The 18,736-nt window shown below is 64.3% G+C and carries 20 protein-coding genes; 7 read left to right on the forward strand and 13 right to left on the reverse strand.

The window, feature by feature from the left end; genetic code table 11:
- Window positions 1–12: 12 nt before the first annotated feature.
- Both AAFG07_RS13130 and AAFG07_RS13135 read right to left on the reverse strand, forming a co-directional pair.
- A complete protein-coding gene (locus AAFG07_RS13130) occupies window positions 13–519 on the reverse strand; it encodes a hypothetical protein (protein WP_342727634.1) in 507 nt (168 codons plus the stop codon).
- A 1-nt stretch (window position 520) separates the two neighbouring features.
- On the reverse strand, window positions 521–1,405 hold the full coding sequence (locus AAFG07_RS13135; RefSeq protein WP_342727635.1) for a 50S ribosomal protein L11 methyltransferase: 885 nt from the start codon (window positions 1,403–1,405) through the stop codon (window positions 521–523).
- Window positions 1,406–1,576: 171 nt separating this feature from the next.
- Here AAFG07_RS13135 and AAFG07_RS13140 point away from each other — a divergent pair, with 171 nt between their 5' ends.
- Window positions 1,577–1,741, forward strand: coding sequence for a Flp family type IVb pilin (locus AAFG07_RS13140; RefSeq protein ID WP_342727636.1), 165 nt, complete (start codon window positions 1,577–1,579; stop codon window positions 1,739–1,741).
- Window positions 1,742–2,018: 277 nt separating this feature from the next.
- Here AAFG07_RS13140 and AAFG07_RS13145 read toward each other — a convergent pair whose 3' ends face one another.
- Window positions 2,019–3,626 (reverse strand): NAD(P)/FAD-dependent oxidoreductase, encoded by a 1,608-nt coding sequence (locus AAFG07_RS13145; protein ID WP_342727637.1) that lies wholly within the window; start codon window positions 3,624–3,626, stop codon window positions 2,019–2,021.
- Between the two features lie 181 nt (window positions 3,627–3,807).
- On the opposite strand from AAFG07_RS13145, the gene AAFG07_RS13150 reads away from it, so the two are divergent.
- The 3 genes from AAFG07_RS13150 to AAFG07_RS13160 all read left to right on the forward strand — a co-directional run bounded on the left by AAFG07_RS13150 (window position 3,808) and on the right by AAFG07_RS13160 (window position 7,295).
- Window positions 3,808–4,518 carry a hypothetical protein gene (locus tag AAFG07_RS13150; RefSeq protein ID WP_342727638.1) on the forward strand — a complete coding sequence of 237 codons (711 nt, stop codon included), beginning with the start codon at window positions 3,808–3,810 and terminating at the stop codon, window positions 4,516–4,518.
- Between the two features lie 6 nt (window positions 4,519–4,524).
- Window positions 4,525–4,920, forward strand: coding sequence for a hypothetical protein (locus AAFG07_RS13155; protein WP_342727639.1), 396 nt, complete (start codon window positions 4,525–4,527; stop codon window positions 4,918–4,920).
- Window positions 4,921–5,030: 110 nt separating this feature from the next.
- Window positions 5,031–7,295, forward strand: coding sequence for a fused MFS/spermidine synthase (locus tag AAFG07_RS13160; RefSeq protein ID WP_342727640.1), 2,265 nt, complete (start codon window positions 5,031–5,033; stop codon window positions 7,293–7,295).
- A 3-nt stretch (window positions 7,296–7,298) separates the two neighbouring features.
- Here AAFG07_RS13160 and AAFG07_RS13165 read toward each other — a convergent pair whose 3' ends face one another.
- Entirely contained in the window at window positions 7,299–7,880 is a 582-nt protein-coding gene (locus AAFG07_RS13165) for a TetR/AcrR family transcriptional regulator (protein ID WP_342727641.1), read from the reverse strand.
- Window positions 7,881–8,018: 138 nt separating this feature from the next.
- Here AAFG07_RS13165 and AAFG07_RS13170 point away from each other — a divergent pair, with 138 nt between their 5' ends.
- Window positions 8,019–8,576, forward strand: coding sequence for a DUF308 domain-containing protein (locus AAFG07_RS13170; protein WP_342727642.1), 558 nt, complete (start codon window positions 8,019–8,021; stop codon window positions 8,574–8,576).
- Window positions 8,577–8,624: 48 nt separating this feature from the next.
- On the opposite strand, the gene AAFG07_RS13175 is transcribed toward AAFG07_RS13170, so the two are convergent.
- Window positions 8,625–9,470 carry an alpha/beta hydrolase gene (locus AAFG07_RS13175; RefSeq protein ID WP_229169895.1) on the reverse strand — a complete coding sequence of 282 codons (846 nt, stop codon included), beginning with the start codon at window positions 9,468–9,470 and terminating at the stop codon, window positions 8,625–8,627.
- Between the two features lie 260 nt (window positions 9,471–9,730).
- Window positions 9,731–10,522, reverse strand: coding sequence for a L,D-transpeptidase (locus tag AAFG07_RS13180; protein WP_342727643.1), 792 nt, complete (start codon window positions 10,520–10,522; stop codon window positions 9,731–9,733).
- Between the two features lie 290 nt (window positions 10,523–10,812).
- Here AAFG07_RS13180 and AAFG07_RS13185 point away from each other — a divergent pair, with 290 nt between their 5' ends.
- The gene (locus AAFG07_RS13185) at window positions 10,813–11,142 is read left to right on the forward strand and encodes a hypothetical protein (protein WP_342727644.1); all 330 of its coding nucleotides are present in this window, start codon (window positions 10,813–10,815) and stop codon (window positions 11,140–11,142) included.
- Between the two features lie 105 nt (window positions 11,143–11,247).
- Here AAFG07_RS13185 and AAFG07_RS13190 read toward each other — a convergent pair whose 3' ends face one another.
- The 6 genes from AAFG07_RS13190 to AAFG07_RS13215 form a co-directional block, all read right to left on the reverse strand.
- On the reverse strand, window positions 11,248–12,009 hold the full coding sequence (locus AAFG07_RS13190) for an ABC transporter permease (protein ID WP_342727645.1): 762 nt from the start codon (window positions 12,007–12,009) through the stop codon (window positions 11,248–11,250).
- On the reverse strand, window positions 12,006–12,929 hold the full coding sequence (locus AAFG07_RS13195) for an ABC transporter ATP-binding protein (RefSeq protein ID WP_342727646.1): 924 nt from the start codon (window positions 12,927–12,929) through the stop codon (window positions 12,006–12,008). Before AAFG07_RS13195 ends, AAFG07_RS13190 begins: the two co-directional genes overlap by 4 nt.
- Before the next feature lie 121 nt (window positions 12,930–13,050).
- Window positions 13,051–13,341, reverse strand: a complete 291-nt coding sequence (locus AAFG07_RS13200) for a type II toxin-antitoxin system HicB family antitoxin (protein ID WP_342727647.1) — start codon at window positions 13,339–13,341, stop codon at window positions 13,051–13,053.
- Window positions 13,342–13,573: 232 nt separating this feature from the next.
- Entirely contained in the window at window positions 13,574–14,266 is a 693-nt protein-coding gene (locus AAFG07_RS13205) for an OmpA family protein (RefSeq protein WP_342727648.1), read from the reverse strand.
- On the reverse strand, window positions 14,263–14,676 hold the full coding sequence (locus tag AAFG07_RS13210) for a hypothetical protein (protein WP_092115892.1): 414 nt from the start codon (window positions 14,674–14,676) through the stop codon (window positions 14,263–14,265). The genes AAFG07_RS13205 and AAFG07_RS13210 overlap by 4 nt, the downstream gene beginning before the upstream one ends.
- 115 nt (window positions 14,677–14,791) lie before the next feature.
- Window positions 14,792–17,410, reverse strand: a complete 2,619-nt coding sequence (locus AAFG07_RS13215) for a UvrD-helicase domain-containing protein (RefSeq protein ID WP_342727649.1) — start codon at window positions 17,408–17,410, stop codon at window positions 14,792–14,794.
- Window positions 17,411–17,715: 305 nt separating this feature from the next.
- Here AAFG07_RS13215 and AAFG07_RS13220 point away from each other — a divergent pair, with 305 nt between their 5' ends.
- Window positions 17,716–17,889, forward strand: a complete 174-nt coding sequence (locus AAFG07_RS13220; RefSeq protein WP_212310518.1) for a DUF1328 domain-containing protein — start codon at window positions 17,716–17,718, stop codon at window positions 17,887–17,889.
- Between the two features lie 230 nt (window positions 17,890–18,119).
- On the opposite strand, the gene AAFG07_RS13225 is transcribed toward AAFG07_RS13220, so the two are convergent.
- A complete protein-coding gene (locus tag AAFG07_RS13225) occupies window positions 18,120–18,605 on the reverse strand; it encodes a thioesterase family protein (RefSeq protein ID WP_342729144.1) in 486 nt (161 codons plus the stop codon).
- Window positions 18,606–18,736: the final 131 nt, after the last annotated feature.

Below are 18,736 nucleotides of genomic sequence, written 5' to 3' on the forward strand. Positions count from 1 at the left end.
CGCAGATCGCGTTTACGGTGCGAGGTCGGACGCCTTCGCCACGGTTACATTGACGACCCTGGTGCCCTTGAGTTCACGCACGATCCGCTCATCGGGACCGACGACACCCAGATCGAATTCGCGCTCCGGCGTCAGCAGCGTGATGCGCTGACCGGCGATGACGACGACGGTCATGTCGAGCGGCTCGCCGGATATCGCCCATTCCCTGAGCTCGTTGCGAAACGGCTCCCTGCGCCAGGCATCCGGGAAACCCGGATCGCATCTGACCTCGAGCCCGTCGTCCGACGTGGTCAGGACAAGCTTCGATCGGGAGGGCTTCCAGTGCTCCTCCAGCAGTTCGTTGACCAGCCAGACGCAGCTGAACGCGCGGCATTCCGCCGGCCGGCTTGGATAGATCCGGCAGCCGCGCCCCGGCTTGCAATGCGCACACCATGCGTTGGCCGGCTTCGCCAGCTCCTCGATCGCCATCACCTTGCAGCAGAGCGTGCAGTCGCCGCACTGTCTGCCGGTCGCGGTCATTTCACCTGACCGAGCGCAGCAGCAGGCTGCTCCAGCCCTCGATCTTCAGATGCCGCAGCGGCACCAGCCCGCGGGCGCGATAGGCGGCAATGACCGCCGGAGCCTGATGCGTCAGCAGGCCCGAGAGGATGACCTGCGCCGACGATGCGAGGTGCCGGGCCATCGGCCCCGCCAGCTGGCGCAGCGGATTGGCGAGGATGTTGGCGAGTACCAGATCGAACGGCCCGTCCTCGGCAAACCGCGGCGATGCAAAGCCCGTGGCACGGATCACATCGACCAGATGTCCTGCCCCATTCAGCCGGGCATTCTCGGCGGCGACCTTGACCGACGGCGGGTCGATGTCGCTCGCCAGCACCTTGCGATGCTGCGCCTTGGCGGCGGCGATCCCCAGCACGCCGGTCCCGGTGCCGAGATCGAGCACCCGGCGGGGCTGATCGGCCTTCAGCACGTGGTCGAGCAGCAGCAGGCAGCCGCGCGTGGTGCCGTGATGGCCGGTGCCGAAGGCGAGCGCCGCCTCGATCTCGATCCCGAGCTTGTTCGGCGGTATCCTGTGCCGGTCATGCTGGCCATGGACGATAAACCGGCCGGCCGCGACCGGGACCAGATCTTCCAGGCTGGCCTTGACCCAGTCCTTCGCCTCGATGGTGTCAAATACCAAAGTTGATGCGACATCGGGCCGCACAGCCTGTCCGACCAGCTCGCGCAACAAGGTTTGGTCCGGCGGCTCCGCAAAATGGACGGTGACATCCCAGCGGCCGTCCGGCCGCTCAAAGGCCGCAAAAGCCGCCTGATCCTCGAAAAACAGCTCTGAAAGCGCGTCGACCACGCGTTTTGCGGTCGATTCGTCCGAAAGGGTGATGCTGGCACGGTGTGTGGACGGGGTCATCGGAGGCCGGTAGCGCGGTTTTTGTTAAAATTTCAAGCCGGATTCAATCGAATATCGCGAGAATTGATAGGTTCCCGATTCAGACAACCTTAGATACCGCCGTACTACTACGGAGGCGGAACTCGGGAACACCCTTCGTTCCAAGGCATCACAACCCAGGGCAGGGCTGCAATGAAGACTCTTTTCGTTAGGTTTTTGAAGAACGAATCCGGCGCGACCGCTATCGAATACGGACTGATTGCGACCGGCATCGCCATCGCCATCATCGCTGCGGTGAATGGCGTCGGCACGAACTTGAGCGGGACGTTCAACACTGTCGCCAGCTCGCTCAAGTAATTTCGCAGACGGCGTTCTCGAGCAAGCACCGGGCAACCAGGCCCGGTGTTTTCTTTTTGACAGGTTGTCCACAGAGCCGTACGCAGCCTGTCCACACGACATCCAGCGCGTCGTCCTCGGGGTTGTCGGCCTCCGTTCCACAGGCAGTCCACCGGGATACTCACCAATTGTCCCGCCAAGGCACACCACCTCTGGCTACGGTCGACCCACAGCCTCTCAACAGACCTGTCCACAGCTTGGCCCGGCCCCGACCGCGGCCCGCGATGCGCCGTCCGCTCTATGCGAACAGCGCGCGATGATCGGCGAGGACGGACCGCGCGGCGTTGTGGCCGGGGGCGCCGGTGACCCCGCCGCCTGGATGAGCCCCGGAACCGCAATGGTAGAGACCGCGCAGCGGTCCGCGGTAGTCGGCATGGCCGAGCATGGGACGCGCCGAGAACAGCTGGTTCAGCGTCAGCGCGCCATGAAAGATGTCGCCGCCGAGTAGGCCGAACTGCCGCTCGAGGTCGAGCGGCGACAGGATCTGGCGGCCGATCACACTGTCCGCGAAGCCGGGGGCGTAGTCATCGACGGTTGCGATCATCAGGTCAGCGACCTCCTCGCGATGGTCGTCCCATGATTTGCCGTCCGGCAGTTGCGGCGCGACGTGCTGGCAGAACAGGCTCGCGACATGTTGACCCGGCGGGCTCAAACTGTCGTCGAGCGTCGAGGGGATCAGCACCTCGACGACCGGCGCGCGGCTCCAGCCGAATTCACGCGCGTCGCGCCAGGCGCGATCCATGTAGCCGAGACCAGGCGCGATGATGATGCCCGCAGTGAGGTGATCGCCCGGGCCGGGCAGCGTGGTGAACGAGGGCAGGGCGCCGAGCGCCACATTCATCCTGAACGTGCCGGAGCCGTTCTGCCATCGCCCGATGCGCGTGCGGAATTCGCTTGCCAGTGCGCCCTCCGGCACCAGGCGCGTGTAGAGCAGCTTCGGGTTGACGTTGGAGACGATATATTTGGCGCGCACCGTCGCGCCATTGTCGAGGATGACGCCGGTGGCGCGATCCTTCTCGACGATCACCTCGCGGACACCGGCGTCGGTTTCGATCTCGGCACCATGGCCGCGCGCGGCGCTTGCCATCGCCTGGGTGATCGCGCCCATGCCGCCGATCGCGTGGCCCCAGACGCCCTTCTTGCCGTTCACCTCGCCGAACGCATGGTGCAGCATCACATAGGCCGAGCCGGCCGCGTAGGGGCTGGCATAATTGCCGACGATGGCGTCGAAGCCGAACAGCGCCTTGACGAGGTCGTTCTCGAAACGCTCGTCGAGCATCTCGCCGGCCGAGCGGGTGAACAGGTCGAGCAGATTGCGCTGCTGCTCGAGCGACAGCCGGCGCAGGATGTTGGCGGTGCCAAGCGCGTTGAAGGCCTCGCTCACCGCGCCGAGGCTAAAGCCTTCGACGAGGTTCGGCGGCGCGCGCAGCACGAACTGGCGCAGCACGTCGGCGATGGCTTCGAGTTCCCCGGAGAACACGCCGATCGTTGCCGCATCCCGCTGGCTCAGTCTCTCCACCGACTGCTGGGTGCGGCCTTCGCCGGTCAGCAGGCAACTGCCGTCGGGTGCGGGGAGGAAGTTCTGCGCGCGGCGTTCGACGATCTTGAGGCCGTGCTCGGCAAGTTTCAGGTCGGAGATGATTTGCGGATTGAGCAGGCTCACCGTGTAGGCCGCGACCGAATTGCGGAAGCCCGGACAAAATTCTTCGGTGACGGCGGCGCCGCCCACCACCTTGCGGCGCTCGACGACCCTGACCTTGAGCCCGGCCATCGCGAGATAGGCCGCGCAGGTGAGGCCGTTGTGCCCCGCACCGATGATGACGACGTCGACTTCATGATTGGACATGGTGCTTCTATAGGCCGGATGATCTCATCCGGCCACCGTCCGCGATGCCCTCGCATCCGGTGGGTCACAAAACCGTACCGATCCGGATACGATAATTCGACCGAGATTGTGGGGCCGTGAGCCCCAAGCGGGGCAGGCAGGGCGCCTCGTTCGTTCAGTCTTGCCAAACCGTGGAGTGCATATGCCGTTTGTTTTTGATCAAACTCAAATCGAGTGGCCCGACGACGATTCCGATCTGCCGCCGCCGCGTGCCGACCAGTTCGTCTATCTGCCGGCGCCGGAATATGGTGGGCAGCACGACCCCGTGCATTTTTCTCTGGACGTCCCGCCCGAACCGCCGCCGGACAAGGTGCCGGTTTCGCGACCAAGCCTGTGGGATCGCCTGCGTGGCCGCAGGACTCCGGCTGCGCCAAGTCCGCAGGCGACGGCGGCCTGGCATGCCGCACGCGCCACGCAGGCCGTCTTTGTCCGGCAGCGTTTGCTCGCTGCGGTCGTTCCGGTGCTCACCGATCTCGGCGTGCGGCAGCTCTACTGTCGCTATGACGGAGGCAATGACGAGGGTTTCACCTGGCTGGAGAGTGCCACGCTTCAGGACGGCACGCGCATCGACACCGCTGCACTGGTCGATCAACTCGTCGCGCGCAAGCTGCTCGACCGGCTGGTCGCGCGCGGGGTGACGCGCCGGTACGACGAGAGGGGCGAGCACAACCAGATCGACTCCTTTGTTCACGACTGGCTGTGCACGGAGTTTGCGACCATGCTGCTCGGCAGCGGCTATGGCACCGGCGAGCATGTTCTGTACGGCGCGTTCACGGTCGATCTCGATGCCGGAACCGTGACCGACGACCCTGCCGCCGATCCGGTGACCCGCAACGCAGAGATCACGAGGTAGACTGCGATGGCGCATCCCTATCATCATGCCGTGCGTTCGGCGCGCCTGTTCGGCGGTGTTCCCGAGGATTACCTGCCGATCCACGACTGGTTCGACGAGAGCAAGGCGCATCTCGCCGACGTGCGGCACCGCGCGCTGCGTCATCACAGTGAAGGCATCTTCCTCTGCGAGAAGATCTTCGGTGCGACGCTGACCAACAGCGCCGGCAAGCAGGTGCCGGTGCGGACGGTCGGCGAGCAGCACGTCAAGGACGATCTCGGCTGGATCCCGTCGGTCAAGGATTGGCTGCAACATCTGGAAATGCAGCCCTGGATGGGACGAACACCGTTCCGGCCGCAGATGGACGCAGCTGCGCCGCTCACCGGCGCGGCAAGTTCAACCGATGATGTGCTGACTGGCTGAACCGCTCAAGCGATTGGCATCGGTGGCCGTGTTGCCCGCTGCGTGGCGCTATGATTCAATGCAATGCATCTGCCCGGTGTTGATCTGCCGGATCGTGACCGGGAGTATTCATGTCGTCTGAGCCGTCCGCCTCGCGTAACCGGCTGGTGCTGGTTGTCTACACCGCCGCGATCTTCGTCAGCGCGCTGTTGCTGTTCTCGGTGCAGCCGTTGTTCACCAAGATGGTGTTGCCGCGGCTCGGCGGCTCGCCGGCGGTATGGTCGGTGGCAATGGTGTTTTTCCAGTCGCTGCTGCTCGGCGGCTACGCCTATGCGCATCTGCTGATGAAGCTGAACAACCGCATCATTCCGATCGTGGTGCATCTCGTGCTGCTCGCCGTCGCGCTGCTGACATTGCCGCTCTCGATCAAAAGCGGCTGGGGCGAGCCGCCGACCTCGGGCTACGCGGTCTGGCTGCTCGGCCTGTTCGCGGTGTCGATCGGCCTGCCGTTCTTCGCGCTCGCCGCCAACAATCCGCTGCTGCAGGCCTGGTTCGTGCGCACCGGACACTCCAATGGCCCCGACCCGTATTTTCTCTATGCGTCCTCGAACATCGGCAGCTTCCTGGCGCTGCTGTCCTATCCGGTGCTGCTCGAGCCGATGTTCACGTTGCGCACCCAGAATCTGATCTGGACCGGCGGCTATGGGCTGCTGATCGTCCTGATCGCAAGCTGTGGCGTGCTGCTGTTGCGGTCGCCGGCCTATGCCGCCGCACGCGACGCGCAAGGTGATGATGCCAATGCGTTGGCGCCGTCCTGGTCGCGGCGGGCGCGCTGGATCTTCCTGGCTGCCGTGCCGTCCGGCCTGCTGATCGCAGTGACGGCGCATATCTCGACCGACGTTGCGGCCGCTCCCTTGCTGTGGGTGCTGCCGCTGTCGCTGTATCTGTTGACCTGGGTGCTGGTGTTCCAGTCGCGGCCGCTGCTGCCGCACAAATGGATGCTGCTGGCGCAGCCGCTGGCGATTGCCGGCGTGGTGATCCTGCTCGCGGTCGGCGGCGAGCAGAACCTGCTCCTTACGCTCGGCGGCCATCAGCTCTGCTTCTTCATCATCGCGATGGCCTGTCATGGCGAGCTCGCGCGCACCCGCCCCGCGGCGAAATATCTCACCGGCTTCTATGTCGCGCTGTCGTTCGGCGGCATGGTCGGCGGCCTGTTCGCGGGGCTCATCGCGCCGTTCACCTTCTCGTGGATCGCCGAATATCCGATCCTGCTGGCGCTCGCGGCGCTGTGCCGTCCGCGCGGCGGCGCGGAGCGGCTGCCGCGCTGGAGCGCCTGGTACTGGCCGTTCCTTGCGATGCTGGCGGTGGCGCTGATCGCGCCGAGTTATTCGGCCGGCGACATCTTCAACTGGTTCGACGACCACCGGGTGTGGGTGATCGGCGCGGTCGGTGTGCTTTCGGCGCTGCTCGCGCTCGCACTGAATGCCAATCGCTGGAAGATCTTCGCCACCGTCGCCGTCGCGCTGGTGGTGCTGCGCACCTATCCATCCGACGACGGCCGCGTCGAAACCGTGCGCAGCTTCTTCGGCGTGCACAAGATCGTGGTGACGCCGAACGGGCAGTATCACGTGCTGATGCACGGCACCACGATCCATGGCGCCGAGAAGTTCAAGAACGACGACGGCACGCCGGTCAGCGGAAAGCCGGAGCCGATCAGCTACTATCACAAGGACGGCGGCATCGGGCAGGCCATCACCGCAATGCGCGAGCGCAAGGGTACGCCGCTGAAAGTGGCTGTCATCGGGCTCGGCTCGGGAACGCTGACCTGCGCCTTGGCCCCCGGCGAGGACTGGCGATTCTTCGAGATCGACCAGTCGATGGTCGATACCGCGCGCGACCCGAAATACTTCACCTACATCCAGAGCTGCGAGCCGAACCTGAAGCCTGTGATCGGCGACGCGCGGCTGACCTTCGCCAAGGAGCCGGACGGCGTCTACGATCTCATCATCGTCGACGCCTATTCGTCGGACGCGATCCCGATCCATCTCGCGACCGAGGAGGCGATGGCGATCTACAAGGAGAAGCTGGCGCCGCAGGGCGCGGTCGTGATGCACGTCTCCAACCGGCATCTTGAACTTGCCAGCGTCGTGGTCGGCATCGCCGATGCCAACGACATGAAAAGCTGGGTCTATAGCGAGGATTCCGGGCGCGACAACGAATACATTTTCTCGACCTCGGTCGTGGTCTCCGCGCGCGAGGAGGAGGACGTCGGCAAGCTCGCATCATCTGACGTCTGGACCGAGACCGACGCCAACGACAAGCAGCGGGTCTGGACCGACGATTATTCGAACGTGCTGGGCGCGGTCTACCGGCGCCTGCGCGACGGCGAGCAGTAGGCTCTAGCGGTCCAGCAGCTTCGCGATCTCTGAGCTGACGATCGCAGTGAACAGTTCGGGGTCGTTGAAAGCCCGCGCAGAGAGCATGGCTCCGTGAACCGACGCCATCAGCGTTTGGGCCTCATCTTCGGGCCGCTTGTCCAGCCGGAACAGGCGCTGCTCTGCGCCAGCCTGCAGCACCGACGTAAGCCATCGCGCAAGATGATGGAAATGGGCGCGGACGCGCGATGCGACCTCGTCCGGCAACATCGGCATCTCGCCGGCAAGCATCGCGCAGACGCAGAACGGCAGCGTGGCATCTCGAATGCACGTCTGCCAGAAGCTCACATAGGACTGCAGTTGGTCGGCCGGGCTCGCGGACTGCTCCAGCAGGGACTTCAGCCCCAGCTCGGTCTGCTGCCGGTAGCGATCGACCAGCGCCGAAACCAGCTCGGCCTTGGTCGGGAAGTGATGGTGGATGCTGGCCTTCCTGATGCCGATCGCATCCGAGATGTCGGCATAGCTGAACCCGTTATAGCCGCCCGCCACGATCAGGGACTGCGCGACGTCGAGAATCCGCTCTGAAGTCGAAATCATTGGGTTCATGCCGGCGCCTACCTTCCGATAGGTAAGTTGTCAAGGCGCGGTGGCACAGCTGTTCGACACAAGAAGGTGTCCCTGTGCCCGATTGACCGGGGATGTTTATTTACCTACTAGTAGGTAGGTAAACATGGGAGTCAATTAATGCAAAGCCGACTTTCGGCCCAATCCAGCTGGCTGCAATCCTACTATTTCGGGCGCGCGCTCTTCTCGATCGCCTGGGTCGCCGCGGCCGTTCTTTTCAGTGGGCAAGCGGGCCCTGCCGCGTTCCTGCTCGTGATCTACCCGGCATGGGACGCCATCGCCAATCTGGCGGACGGGCGCGTCAACGGCGGGCTGAAGGCCAACCCGTCCCAGGCATTGAATGTCGTGGTCAGTGCCATCACGACGCTCGCCGTGATCGTGGCGGTCAGCCGCGACACCTATGCGGTTCTGGCGGTGTTCGGGGTTTGGGCGATCCTCGCGGGTCTGCTGCAATTGTCCACCGGCGTCAGGCGCTGGCGCCATGTTGGCGCGCAATGGGCGATGGTCCTGAGTGGTGCACAGTCTGCACTGGCCGGCGGCTACATGATCAGCCGATCGATCGGCACCGTCGCACCGACGATTCTGGACGTGGCTCCCTATGCGGGATTCGGCGCGTTCTACTTCCTGCTTTCGGCGATCTGGCTCGTTGCCAGGGCCCACCGCAGCGCGCGTGCTTAAGCACTGCCCGGCAGCATCGGAGAGCGCCAGTCGACGTCACCGCGATGGCTATTTCTTCTCCGGTGCTGTCGTCGCGGAGGCGGGTGTCGAAGCCGCAAGCAGTGGCATCGTCGGCGCGCTCTCGCCGCCGTCCTCGTCGAGGAATTGCTCCACGCCCGCCTGGATCGACGATTTCGCGCTGTCAGGGCCGCGGTCGCTGAGGTCGTTGTGCTGGAATTCGGTTCTGACCACCTTGATGCCGAGTCTCGCACAGGTCTCGTCGTCAGGTACGACGCCCGGATCGGCCTTGAACACCGGGTCCCTGGAGCGGAACGACAGGATCTTGATCTTGCTGTCGGTGATGAAGGGGACGCGCAGATTGTCCAGCGTCACGACCTTCTTGACCAGGTCAGGATGCTGCCTGGCGAAGAACATCGAGATGTCGCCGCCGTTGGAGTGGCCGATTAGCGTCAGCGCGCGATAGTTTGCGTTCGGATAGAGCTTCTTCAGCTCGTCGATCGCATACATGATGTTGAAGACGCCGCGATTATATTGCATGCGGCGGCCGACATATTCCTCGCCGACCTTGGTCACCATCGGCGCATCGCTGTCGAGATCGTGCTGGATGCTGACCACGAGATAGCCGCGTGACGCGAACACGTTGGTGAGGAACGAGTACTCGGTGTTCCTGACGGTGTTGCCGTGGCTCAGGATCGCGACCGGCAGCTCGATCATCTCGGCCATCGCCTGCATTTGCCGGTCGCGCCGGACCGCGACCTCGACCGTCACGTCGCGATCGTCGCGCAGAACGTCGTGGAACGTCAGCGTGGTGTGACGGATGGCCCATCTGTCCGTTGTGAAATAGCCGGCCATCGCCACGATGCACAGGCAAAGGACAATGATGCCCCGTTTCATGTCGACCTCTGATATTGCCTACGCGACCCGCGCTTCTCGCCCTGGTTTCATGGGCATTCCGCGTGAATCGGCCTCCAGGGGCCGGGCGGGCGCTCTTGCCGCCGAATATCGGGCTAATTTTACAATCAGATGACGGCGCGACGACGGGCCACGGCGCAGGGCGGCGCGGGCCTTTTGCGACGGTCACAAGCGGGTGAGGGGAGCGTGAACTGACGGCGCGCTGCCTGCGGCGCCGTCAGTGGATCAAGAGAGACTGCGTCTCAGTCCTGATAGTTGTTGCCGTAGAAGCTGCGCTGCTGCTGGTAGTACGGCCGCGGCTGATAGGTGCCTTGCGGCGCCGCCGCGTAGCCCTGATTGCCGTAATATTGCTGCTGGCCATAGGCCTGCGCGTCGTAGACGCGACGGCTTGACGGCGGCGCCGGGTAGCGCTGCGCAGTCGAGCTGCCGTCGGCCGGATAGATGTAGCCATCATCGGCGCGGGCCTGCGCCGGATATTCGCGCGGCTGCGGTGTCAGGACGACAGGGTCGCCGGCGGCGGCGGTGCCGTATTGCTCGTCCTGCTGCGGCGCGCGGCGGGCGACCGCGGTGCCGTTGCGTCCACGCGGATTGCGCGCCAGCGCGACCTGCGCCGAGCCGGTCAGCGTCACCGTGGTGTTGAGCACGCCTTCCTTCTGGACCAGGGCGTAGAGCGTCGATGCGTTGTCGCGCGACAGCCGCACGCAGCCATGCGAGGCTGGTGTGCCCAAGCGGTTGACCGAGTCGGTGCCGTGGATCGCGTGCCCGATCTTGGTGAAGAAGATCGAATGCGGCATCGGCGCGTCGTCGAATTCCTTGGAGTAGTGATCCTCTTCCATGCGGAAGGCGCGGAAGGTGCCGTTCGGCGTTTCGCGCGAGGGGATGCCGCTCGAGACCGGCCAGTGATAGCGCGCGACGCCGTCGACCGCGACGGTCATCTGCTGGTTGTCCTTGTCGATGGTGATGTCGACCTTGGCCTGCGCGGCGCCGGCCGCGAACAGCATCACGGAAGTGAACGCAATAAGGAACGAACGCATTTTACCTTTTGGCCTCCAGGCCTGATTACAAAGCCGTGGCTCTCCGTCCCCGGCAAACAATATGCCCGGAATCGAAATTTGGTTCCAGTGGCGGATCTGGTGCATCGTTAATCCCGCACGCGGCGCAAACAAGGCCGAAGCCGGGCTGGTCTATCGCGGCGGACTGACATTTTCGCGAGCAGGCCGCGACAGCGGCCCCAGTTGGTCACCGCCACGCAACCATTTGGCCGCATGGGCGTTTCACAATCCCGCCAAGACGGCGCATTCGCGTCACGCTTCAAGGAACCCAGATGAACAACACCAAGGTTAAGACCGCGGCCGTCGTCCCAGCCGGCCTCTCCGCGCGGCTCCTGCTTGTGGCCGCAGCCCTCGCTTTGGCGCTGACGACTGTCCCCCATGCCGGCCATGCCCAGGGCATCATCCGCGGGGCTCACGAAGGCGCCTATGAGGGCAACCGGGCCGCCGGTCCGATAGGCGGCGTGGTCGGTGGGGCCGTTGGTGCCGGCGTCGGTGGCGCGATGGGCGCGGTCAAGGGCGTGTTCGGTATCCCGGATCGCGGCTACCGCCGTGGCCACCGCTGCCGCGGCTACTACCGCCACGGACATTTCCACTGCTACTGATTGGGGAAGAACCCGTAGCCCGGATGGAGCGCAGCGAAATCCGGGTTCTGCAGGCTTGGCGATAAAGGTCCCGGATTTCGCTCCGCTTCATCCGGGCTACAGACGTCAGTTCTTCAGCCGGTAGCCGGTCCGGAAGATCCAGGCCACGATCACCATGCAGGCGATCAGGAAGCCCGCAGTCATGCCGAGGCTGAGCCCGACGCTGACATCGGCGATCTCGTAGAAGCTCCAGCGGAAGCCGGAGATCAGATAGACCACGGGATTGAGCAGCGTGATGGTGCGCCAGCCCGACGGCAGCATGTTCACGGAATAGAAGCTGCCGCCGAGGAAGGTCAGCGGCGTCACCACCAGCATCGGGATCATCTGCAGCTTCTCGAAGCCGTCGGCCCAGATGCCGATGATGAAGCCGAACAGGCTGAAGGTGACGGCGGTCAGCACCAGGAAGGTCATCATCCACACCGGATGCTGGATATGTAGAGGCACGAAAAGTCCGGCGGTGGCCAGGATGATCAGGCCGAGGACGATCGACTTGGTGGCGGCGGCGCCGACATAACCGATGACGATCTCGAGATAGGAGATCGGCGCCGACAGGATCTCGTAGATCGTGCCGACGAATTTCGGGAAGTAGATGCCGAACGAGGCGTTCGAGATGCTCTGGGTCAGCACCGACAGCATCACGAGCCCCGGTACGATGAAGGTGCCGTAGCTGACGCCCTCGACCTCGGTGATGCGCGAGCCGATCGCGGCGCCGAACACCACGAAATACAGCGAGGTCGAGACCACGGGCGAGACGATGCTCTGCAGCAGCGTGCGCCAGGTGCGCGCCATTTCGAACAGATAGATCGCCCGGATTGCGCGGTAGTTCATGGCGCCCTCACGAGGCTGACGAAGATGTCCTCCAGCGAGGATTGCTTGGTATCGAGATCGGAGATCCGGACGCCGGCATTGCGCAGATCGTTGAGCAGGCTGGTGATGCCGGTGCGATCGCCCTTGGTGTCGTAGTCGTAGGTCACCGCGTGGCCGTCGTCGGAGAGTTCGAGATTGTAGGCGGCGAGCGCCTGCGGAACGGCGTCGAGCTTGCTCTGCAGCTGCAGCGTCAGCTGCTTCTTGCCGAGCTTCTGCATCAAGGTCGCCTTGTCCTCGATCAGGATGATCTCACCCTTGTTGATGACGCCGATGCGGTCGGCCATCTCCTCGGCTTCTTCGATGTAATGCGTGGTCAGGATGATGGTGACGCCGGCCGCCTGCAGCGTGCGGACCACTTCCCACATCCCCTTGCGCAATTCGACGTCGACGCCGGCGGTGGGCTCGTCGAGGAACAGGATCTGCGGCTCGTGCGACAGCGCCTTGGCGATCATCACACGGCGCTTCATGCCGCCGGACAGCGTGATGATTTTGCTGTCCTTCTTGTCCCACAGCGAAAGGTCCTTCAGCACCTTCTCGATGTGGTCGGGGTTCTTCGGCTTGCCGAACAGGCCGCGGCTGAAGCTGACGGTTGCCCAGACCGACTCGAAGGCGTCGGTGTGCAGTTCCTGCGGAACCAGCCCGATCATCGACCGCGCCGCGCGATAATCGGCGATAATGTCGTGTCCGCCGATCGAAATGCGGCCCTCGCTCGGATTGGCAATGCCGCAGATGATGCTGATCAGCGTGGTCTTGCCGGCGCCGTTCGGCCCGAGCAGCGCGAAGATCTCGCCTTTGACGATATCGAGATTGATGCCCTTCAGCGCCTTGAAGCCGGAGCCATAGGTCTTTGAAAGATTGGATACGGAAATGATCGGCGACATGGAGGATCGGCAGCGTGAGGGAAGGGCGCGCGCGGATTGGGGCCCGGGCGGGGGCGTGATGTGGGTTCAGCCCAGATAGGAACGCATATTCCGTTCTGCAATCACCCGCCGGGGCAGAAATTTATTCCGCAGCGTGCGCTCTGACGGGCAGTTCGACCAATGCGACCATGTAGGACTTCAAGTCGTCGGCGACCTCCGGGTCGGCCTTCAGTTCGGTCAATGTCCTGGGACGAGGCAATTGATGTCCGTCGTGCCTCAGGCCTTCGGCGTAAAGCTCCAGCGCCTCGGGAGCATTGCGCAGCGCCTCGTCGATATCATTCCCAGCCGACGTGCAGCCGGGCAGATCCGGAAACCAGACGCCCACGGCGTAATCCGGTCCGGCATCCTCAATGATGGCGACGTAGTGGGTCATGCTGGCCCTTTGCCTTGACTTGACAAACGGTGGAACCAATCCAGCCACGTACTCGGTGCACCTCTCCCGCTTGCGGTGGAGGTCGGATCGCATCGAAGATGCGATCCGGGTGGGGGCTTTCTCCGCGATACGACTCGTGGGGAGAGCCCCCACCCTAACCCTCCCCCGCAAGCGGGAGAGGGGACGCAGTTCCGGCGCCCGCGCTACTCAATCCAATCCCATCATACTCGATCTAATGCCGCTTCGCCGGTTTCGCCGGTTTCTTGGCGGCCGCCGCGGGGGCGGGGTGCGCGGGCGGTGCGATATCGGCGACCTTGGCGACCAGCATGATCTGCACCTGATTGTTGACCGGTGCATTGGGGCGGGCGGGGTCGAGCAATTGCTCTTCGCCGAGCCCGACCGATTGCAGGCGCTTCGCCGTGATCTTGAAGGTGTTGACCAGGATGTCGCGGATGGCGTCGGCGCGCCGCTGGCTCAGCAGCACGTTGTTCTCGCGCCGTCCGGTCGATTCGATGTGACCGACGATCAGGAACGTGTACGGCAGCAGCGAAGAGTGCGTCAGCGCATCGGCGATGCGCCCGACGGACTGGTAGGAATCCGGCAGCACGATCGGCGTATCGACGTCGAACTGGATGTCGGCATTGAATGTCGGCAGGTTGGTCAGGTCGGGGGCGATCGGCGGGCGCTTTTGCGGCGGCGGCTCGTTCTTCGATCGCGACCGCGATCGCTCGAGCACTTGCTGGCGCAATGCGGGGACGTCGATCGTTGCGTCCGTCTCGTAGTGATTCAGCTTGGCGATGACGTCGTCGCGCGTGATGGCGGTCTGCGCCTGTGCAGGGGCGAGCGGCATCGCCAGCAAGACCAGCGTGCCGAGCACGGCCAAAAGGTCAAGTTCGCGCAAGCCTCGCGTCTTCAGGCGCATCATTGATACCCCGCGTCATTGATCGCCTGGGCGCAATTGCGGCTGAGGCCCTTGGCGCCGACGAGGCAGGGCACCGATTTGCTGGTCTCCTTGGTCGAGCCGCCGCAGACCTTGACGATCTCGCGGGTGCATACGTTGGCAACGGTCACGCGCGCCGCGATCCGCTTCTGGATCGCATCGAGGGTGGAGAAGTAGCTCTCCTTGCACTGCGGCGAGATCACGTCGCGGTTGCGCGACAGGCACTCCTTGAGGCGGGTGGAGTCGAGGTTGACGCCGCGGCAATTGGCGGTGATGTCGGCGCCGCAGGCCTTGGCGAGCTGCGCTGCGGAATCGCCAAAGCTGATCGTCTCCGCGACCGCCAGCGACGGCGCAGTGAGCGCGATGACAAAAAGGAAAAACCCACCCCGGACCATGGGGCCATCTCAACCCGTGAAATCAGTGATGGTCAAGGGCTACGAACAGGGAAGGCCGCCAAGGCAGGTCGCGAAGGAAGGCCGCCAAGCAAGGCCGCCAAGCAAGGCCGCGATGTCACGCCCGCTCCACAAAGCTGTCGACGACCTTCTTCTCGCCGGCCTTTTCGAAGGCGATGGTCAACTTGTTGCCGTCGATCTTCACCACATGGCCGTAGCCGAATTTCTGGTGAAACACCCGGTCATCAAGCGAAAATTCCGACGTCGTGCCCGTGGACTTCGCCACCAGCTCGCCCTCGATCACCATGGGGCCGCGCTTGGTGCGGCTGAAGCTGTCGGACGAAAAGGACGACTGCCGCTCCTCGAAGCCGCCGCCGCCGCTGCGTCCCCCGCCGCCGCGGTTGCGGTTGGCCTGGGCGCGCTGCCAGCCCGGGGTCGAATAGCTCGAGCCGAATGATTCGAGGTTGTCGAAGCGCGAGGCGCCATAGCCGCCGCTGCCGCCCCAGCCCGATCCGCCCTTGGATTCGGTGATCTCGACATTGTGCGCCGGCAGCTCGTCGAGGAAGCGCGAGGGGATCGTGGTCGACCAGGTGCCATGGATGCGGCGGTTGGTCGCGAAATAGATTTTGGCGCGGCGGCGGGCGCGGGTCAGCCCGACATGGGCGAGGCGGCGCTCCTCCTCGAGCCCGGCGCGGCCCTGTTCGTCGAGCGTGCGCTGGCTTGGGAACAGGCCTTCCTCCCAGCCCGGCAGGAACACGTTGTCGAACTCGAGGCCCTTGGCCGAATGCAGCGTCATCAGCGACACGGCTTCGTCGCCGGCCTCGCCGTCGCGGTCCATCACCAGCGAGATATGTTCGAGAAACCCTTGCAGGTTCTCGAATTCCTCCATCGAACGCACCAGCTCCTTGAGGTTGTCGAGCCGGCCCGCGGCGTCCGCCGAGCGGTCCTTCTGCCACATCTCGGTGTAGCCGCTCTCGTCGAGCACGATCTCGGCGAGCTCGGTATGCGAGGTGACCTCGCGCTGGGCGCGCCAACGGTCGAACTGCATCACGAGATCGCGCAACGAGCCGCGCGCCTTCGGCTTCAGCTCGTCGGTCTCGACCACGGCGCGCGCCGCCTCGAACAGCGGAATGCGGCGCTTGCGGGCATGGTCGTGCAGCAGCTGCACGGTGGCATCGCCGAGCCCCCGTTTGGGCACGTTGACGATGCGCTCGAAGGCGAGATCGTCGGCCGGCGAATTGATGGTGCGCAAGTACGCCAGCGCATCGCGGATTTCGGCGCGCTCGTAGAATCTAGGGCCACCGATCACGCGGTAGGGCAGGCCGAGCGTCACGAAGCGATCTTCGAACTCGCGCATCTGGAACGAGGCACGGACCAGGATGGCGACGTCGTTGAGGTTTTCGCCGGTGCGCTGCAGCTCCTCGAGCTCCTCGCCGATCGCGCGCGCTTCCTCTTCCGAATCCCAGGAGCCGGTGACGGTGACCTTCTCGCCGTCGACATCCTCGGTGCGCAGCGTCTTGCCGAGCCGGCCTTCATTGTGCGCGATCAGATGCGAGGCCGCGGCCAGGATGTGGCCGGTGGAGCGGTAATTGCGCTCGAGGCGGATCACCTTGGCGCCGGGAAAATCGTGGTCGAAGCGCAGGATGTTGTCGACCTCGGCGCCGCGCCAGCCATAGATCGACTGGTCGTCGTCGCCGACACAGCAGATGTTTTTCAGTGGCTGTTGAGCGGTGACGTTTTCCCCGTCATTCCCGGGCGCACCGCCAGGTGCGAACTCGGAATCCAGAGGTGAGCCCTCTTCTCCTCGAGATTCTCCGGTGCGCAATTGCGCACCAGAGTTCGCATCTTCGATGCGCCCCGGAGTGACGGGAGCGTCGAGGCGCCCCGGAATCACATCGGAAAGAGGTCGCCCCGGCCGCGACGGCGCCTGCGACAGCAGGCGCAGCCACAGATACTGCGCCACGTTGGTGTCTTGGTACTCGTCGACCAGGATGAACTTGAAGCGGTTCTGGTACTGCCGGAGTACGTCGGGATTTTCGCGGAACAGCCTGATGTTCTCGAGCAGCAGGTCGCCGAAGTCGGCGGCGTTGAGGATCTTCAGCCGCTCCTGATAGGTCGCGTAGATCTTGCCGCCCTTGCCGTTGCCGAACGAGGCGGCCTCGCCCGCCGGCACCTGCGACGGCGACAGCCCGCGGTTCTTCCAGCTGTCGATCAGGCCGGCCAGCATCCGCGCCGGCCAGCGCTTGTCGTCGATGTTCTCGGCCTGCAGCAACTGCTTCAGCAGCCGCACCTGGTCGTCGACGTCGAGCACCGTGAAGTTGGATTTGAGCTGCACCAGCTCGGCATGGATGCGCAGGATACGGCCGCCGATCGAGTGGAAAGTGCCGAGCCACGGCATGCCCTCGACCGCCTGGCCGAGCATCTGGCCGAGCCGCAGCTTCATCTCGCGCGCCGCCTTGTTGGTGAAGGTCACCGACAGGATCTCTTGCGGCCGCGCGCGGCCCTGGCTCAGGATATGTGCGATGCGCGTGGTCAGCACGCGGGTCTTGCCGGTGCCGGCGCCGGCGAGCACCAGCACCGGGCCGTCGAGCGTCTCGACCGCCTCGCGCTGCTCCGGATTGAGGCCGTTGAGATATTGCGGAGCGCCCGCCGCCGCCCGCGCACGCGCGGCGATGCCGCCAGCCACCGGCTGGTGCTCGGGAACGCCGTGATGGGGCAGTTTGCTCGGCTCGGTCATTGGCGAATCGTCTCGGCCCCACGATGGCACCGTGGGACGGTGAAGGGGAGCCTTCTTAACAGGGATTGAAGGCCATATAGGGCCTGACCGGCCGTTTTGACAGGCTTTATCGCGGCCGCTTGGAACGGTTTTGGCAGCAGTGCACAACCGGCCCGGTTCCTGAAATCGGCGAAAATTTCCCGGTTTTGCGGTCAGGAACCAGCGCTTCCCCGCAGGATTGTTTCAACACATGCGGCGTCGGCTAAGCGCCCGCGCCAAGAATCGAACAAGGAATCGAACAAGGACACGAAGCGAGAGGTTTGATCATGTTGAGCTGGGTCGTCACATTCCTGGTCGTCGCCCTGATCGCGGGCATTTTGGGCTTCGGCGGCATCGCCGGCGCCTCGATCGAAATCGCCAAGGCGATCTTCTTCATCGCCATCATCCTGTTCCTGGTGTCGGCGGTGGTCGGATTAGCGCGTGGTAGGACGCGGGTCTAGCTCGCGATGACGTCGGGTCTAGTCGTGGCGGCATCGGAACTGCATTCCCTCTCCCGCTTGCGGGGGAGGGCTAGGGTGGGGGCTCTCTCCACGAGTCGCTTCGCGGAGAGAGCCCCCACCCGGATCGCATCTAACGATGCGATCCGACCTCCCCGCAAGCGGGAGAGGTGCAGCGAGTCGGCCGCTGGACCGATTGAATCGAATGCCGTCGCGCTCTGGCGCAGCAGTGACTACTTCGATGGCATCGCCACGTTGCGGCCGATGCCCTCGGGCCGCGCCACGCCCGCATAGCTATCCACGATCTTCTGAGCGCGGGCGCGAATGTCAGGTGGGAATGGCGCCACCTTGCGCGCCTCCATGTCGATGTGCAGCGTGAGGTTCTCCGAGGTCGCGGAAAGCCAGCCCTCAGTGGCGTGGCGCAGCTCCTCGAACGTGTGCAGCCGTTTCTCGTCGGCGCCGAGCAGGAAGACCTGGACCTGCACGGGATCGCCGAGATGAATTTCCCGCAAGTACCGGACGTGGCATTCGGCGGTGAAGGTCGAGCACTGCCGCTCCTTCATGTAGGCCGGCCCGATGCCGAGCTGCAGCCACATCTCGTCGATGGCGCGGTCGAACATCACATTGTAATAGGCCATGTTGAGATGGCCGTTATAGTCGATCCATTGCGGCTCGATCTGCATCACGGAAGATTTGAACGGGGCGGCCGGTAGTGGCATCTCGCTCGTGGCAGTCACTGAAGTCATCATCCGTCCCCGGTTCGTTGGCGTTCGAGCATGAACTTTTCTGTGACTCCGGCGTCCACTTTTTCAAGCCAGGCTCTCTTGACCCCTTATACAAGCTTTGCCAC

Origin of the sequence: Bradyrhizobium sp. B097 (assembly GCF_038957035.1) — a bacterium.
Lineage (GTDB): Bacteria > Pseudomonadota > Alphaproteobacteria > Rhizobiales > Xanthobacteraceae > Bradyrhizobium.

Coding starts and splice junctions, on each gene's coding strand:
- AAFG07_RS13160 (WP_342727640.1), top strand. CDS start 5,031: ATGTCGTCTGAGCCGTCCGCCTCGCGTAACCGGCTGGTGCTGGTTGTC.
- AAFG07_RS13165 (WP_342727641.1), bottom strand. CDS start 7,880: ATGAACCCAATGATTTCGACTTCAGAGCGGATTCTCGACGTCGCGCAG.
- AAFG07_RS13140 (WP_342727636.1), top strand. CDS start 1,577: ATGAAGACTCTTTTCGTTAGGTTTTTGAAGAACGAATCCGGCGCGACC.
- AAFG07_RS13180 (WP_342727643.1), bottom strand. CDS start 10,522: ATGCGTTCGTTCCTTATTGCGTTCACTTCCGTGATGCTGTTCGCGGCC.
- AAFG07_RS13200 (WP_342727647.1), bottom strand. CDS start 13,341: ATGACCCACTACGTCGCCATCATTGAGGATGCCGGACCGGATTACGCC.
- AAFG07_RS13195 (WP_342727646.1), bottom strand. CDS start 12,929: ATGTCGCCGATCATTTCCGTATCCAATCTTTCAAAGACCTATGGCTCC.
- AAFG07_RS13210 (WP_092115892.1), bottom strand. CDS start 14,676: ATGGTCCGGGGTGGGTTTTTCCTTTTTGTCATCGCGCTCACTGCGCCG.
- AAFG07_RS13155 (WP_342727639.1), top strand. CDS start 4,525: ATGGCGCATCCCTATCATCATGCCGTGCGTTCGGCGCGCCTGTTCGGC.
- AAFG07_RS13185 (WP_342727644.1), top strand. CDS start 10,813: ATGAACAACACCAAGGTTAAGACCGCGGCCGTCGTCCCAGCCGGCCTC.
- AAFG07_RS13205 (WP_342727648.1), bottom strand. CDS start 14,266: ATGATGCGCCTGAAGACGCGAGGCTTGCGCGAACTTGACCTTTTGGCC.
- AAFG07_RS13190 (WP_342727645.1), bottom strand. CDS start 12,009: ATGAACTACCGCGCAATCCGGGCGATCTATCTGTTCGAAATGGCGCGC.
- AAFG07_RS13220 (WP_212310518.1), top strand. CDS start 17,716: ATGTTGAGCTGGGTCGTCACATTCCTGGTCGTCGCCCTGATCGCGGGC.
- AAFG07_RS13170 (WP_342727642.1), top strand. CDS start 8,019: ATGCAAAGCCGACTTTCGGCCCAATCCAGCTGGCTGCAATCCTACTAT.
- AAFG07_RS13130 (WP_342727634.1), bottom strand. CDS start 519: ATGACCGCGACCGGCAGACAGTGCGGCGACTGCACGCTCTGCTGCAAG.
- AAFG07_RS13135 (WP_342727635.1), bottom strand. CDS start 1,405: ATGACCCCGTCCACACACCGTGCCAGCATCACCCTTTCGGACGAATCG.
- AAFG07_RS13225 (WP_342729144.1), bottom strand. CDS start 18,605: ATGCCACTACCGGCCGCCCCGTTCAAATCTTCCGTGATGCAGATCGAG.
- AAFG07_RS13145 (WP_342727637.1), bottom strand. CDS start 3,626: ATGTCCAATCATGAAGTCGACGTCGTCATCATCGGTGCGGGGCACAAC.
- AAFG07_RS13175 (WP_229169895.1), bottom strand. CDS start 9,470: ATGAAACGGGGCATCATTGTCCTTTGCCTGTGCATCGTGGCGATGGCC.
- AAFG07_RS13150 (WP_342727638.1), top strand. CDS start 3,808: ATGCCGTTTGTTTTTGATCAAACTCAAATCGAGTGGCCCGACGACGAT.
- AAFG07_RS13215 (WP_342727649.1), bottom strand. CDS start 17,410: ATGACCGAGCCGAGCAAACTGCCCCATCACGGCGTTCCCGAGCACCAG.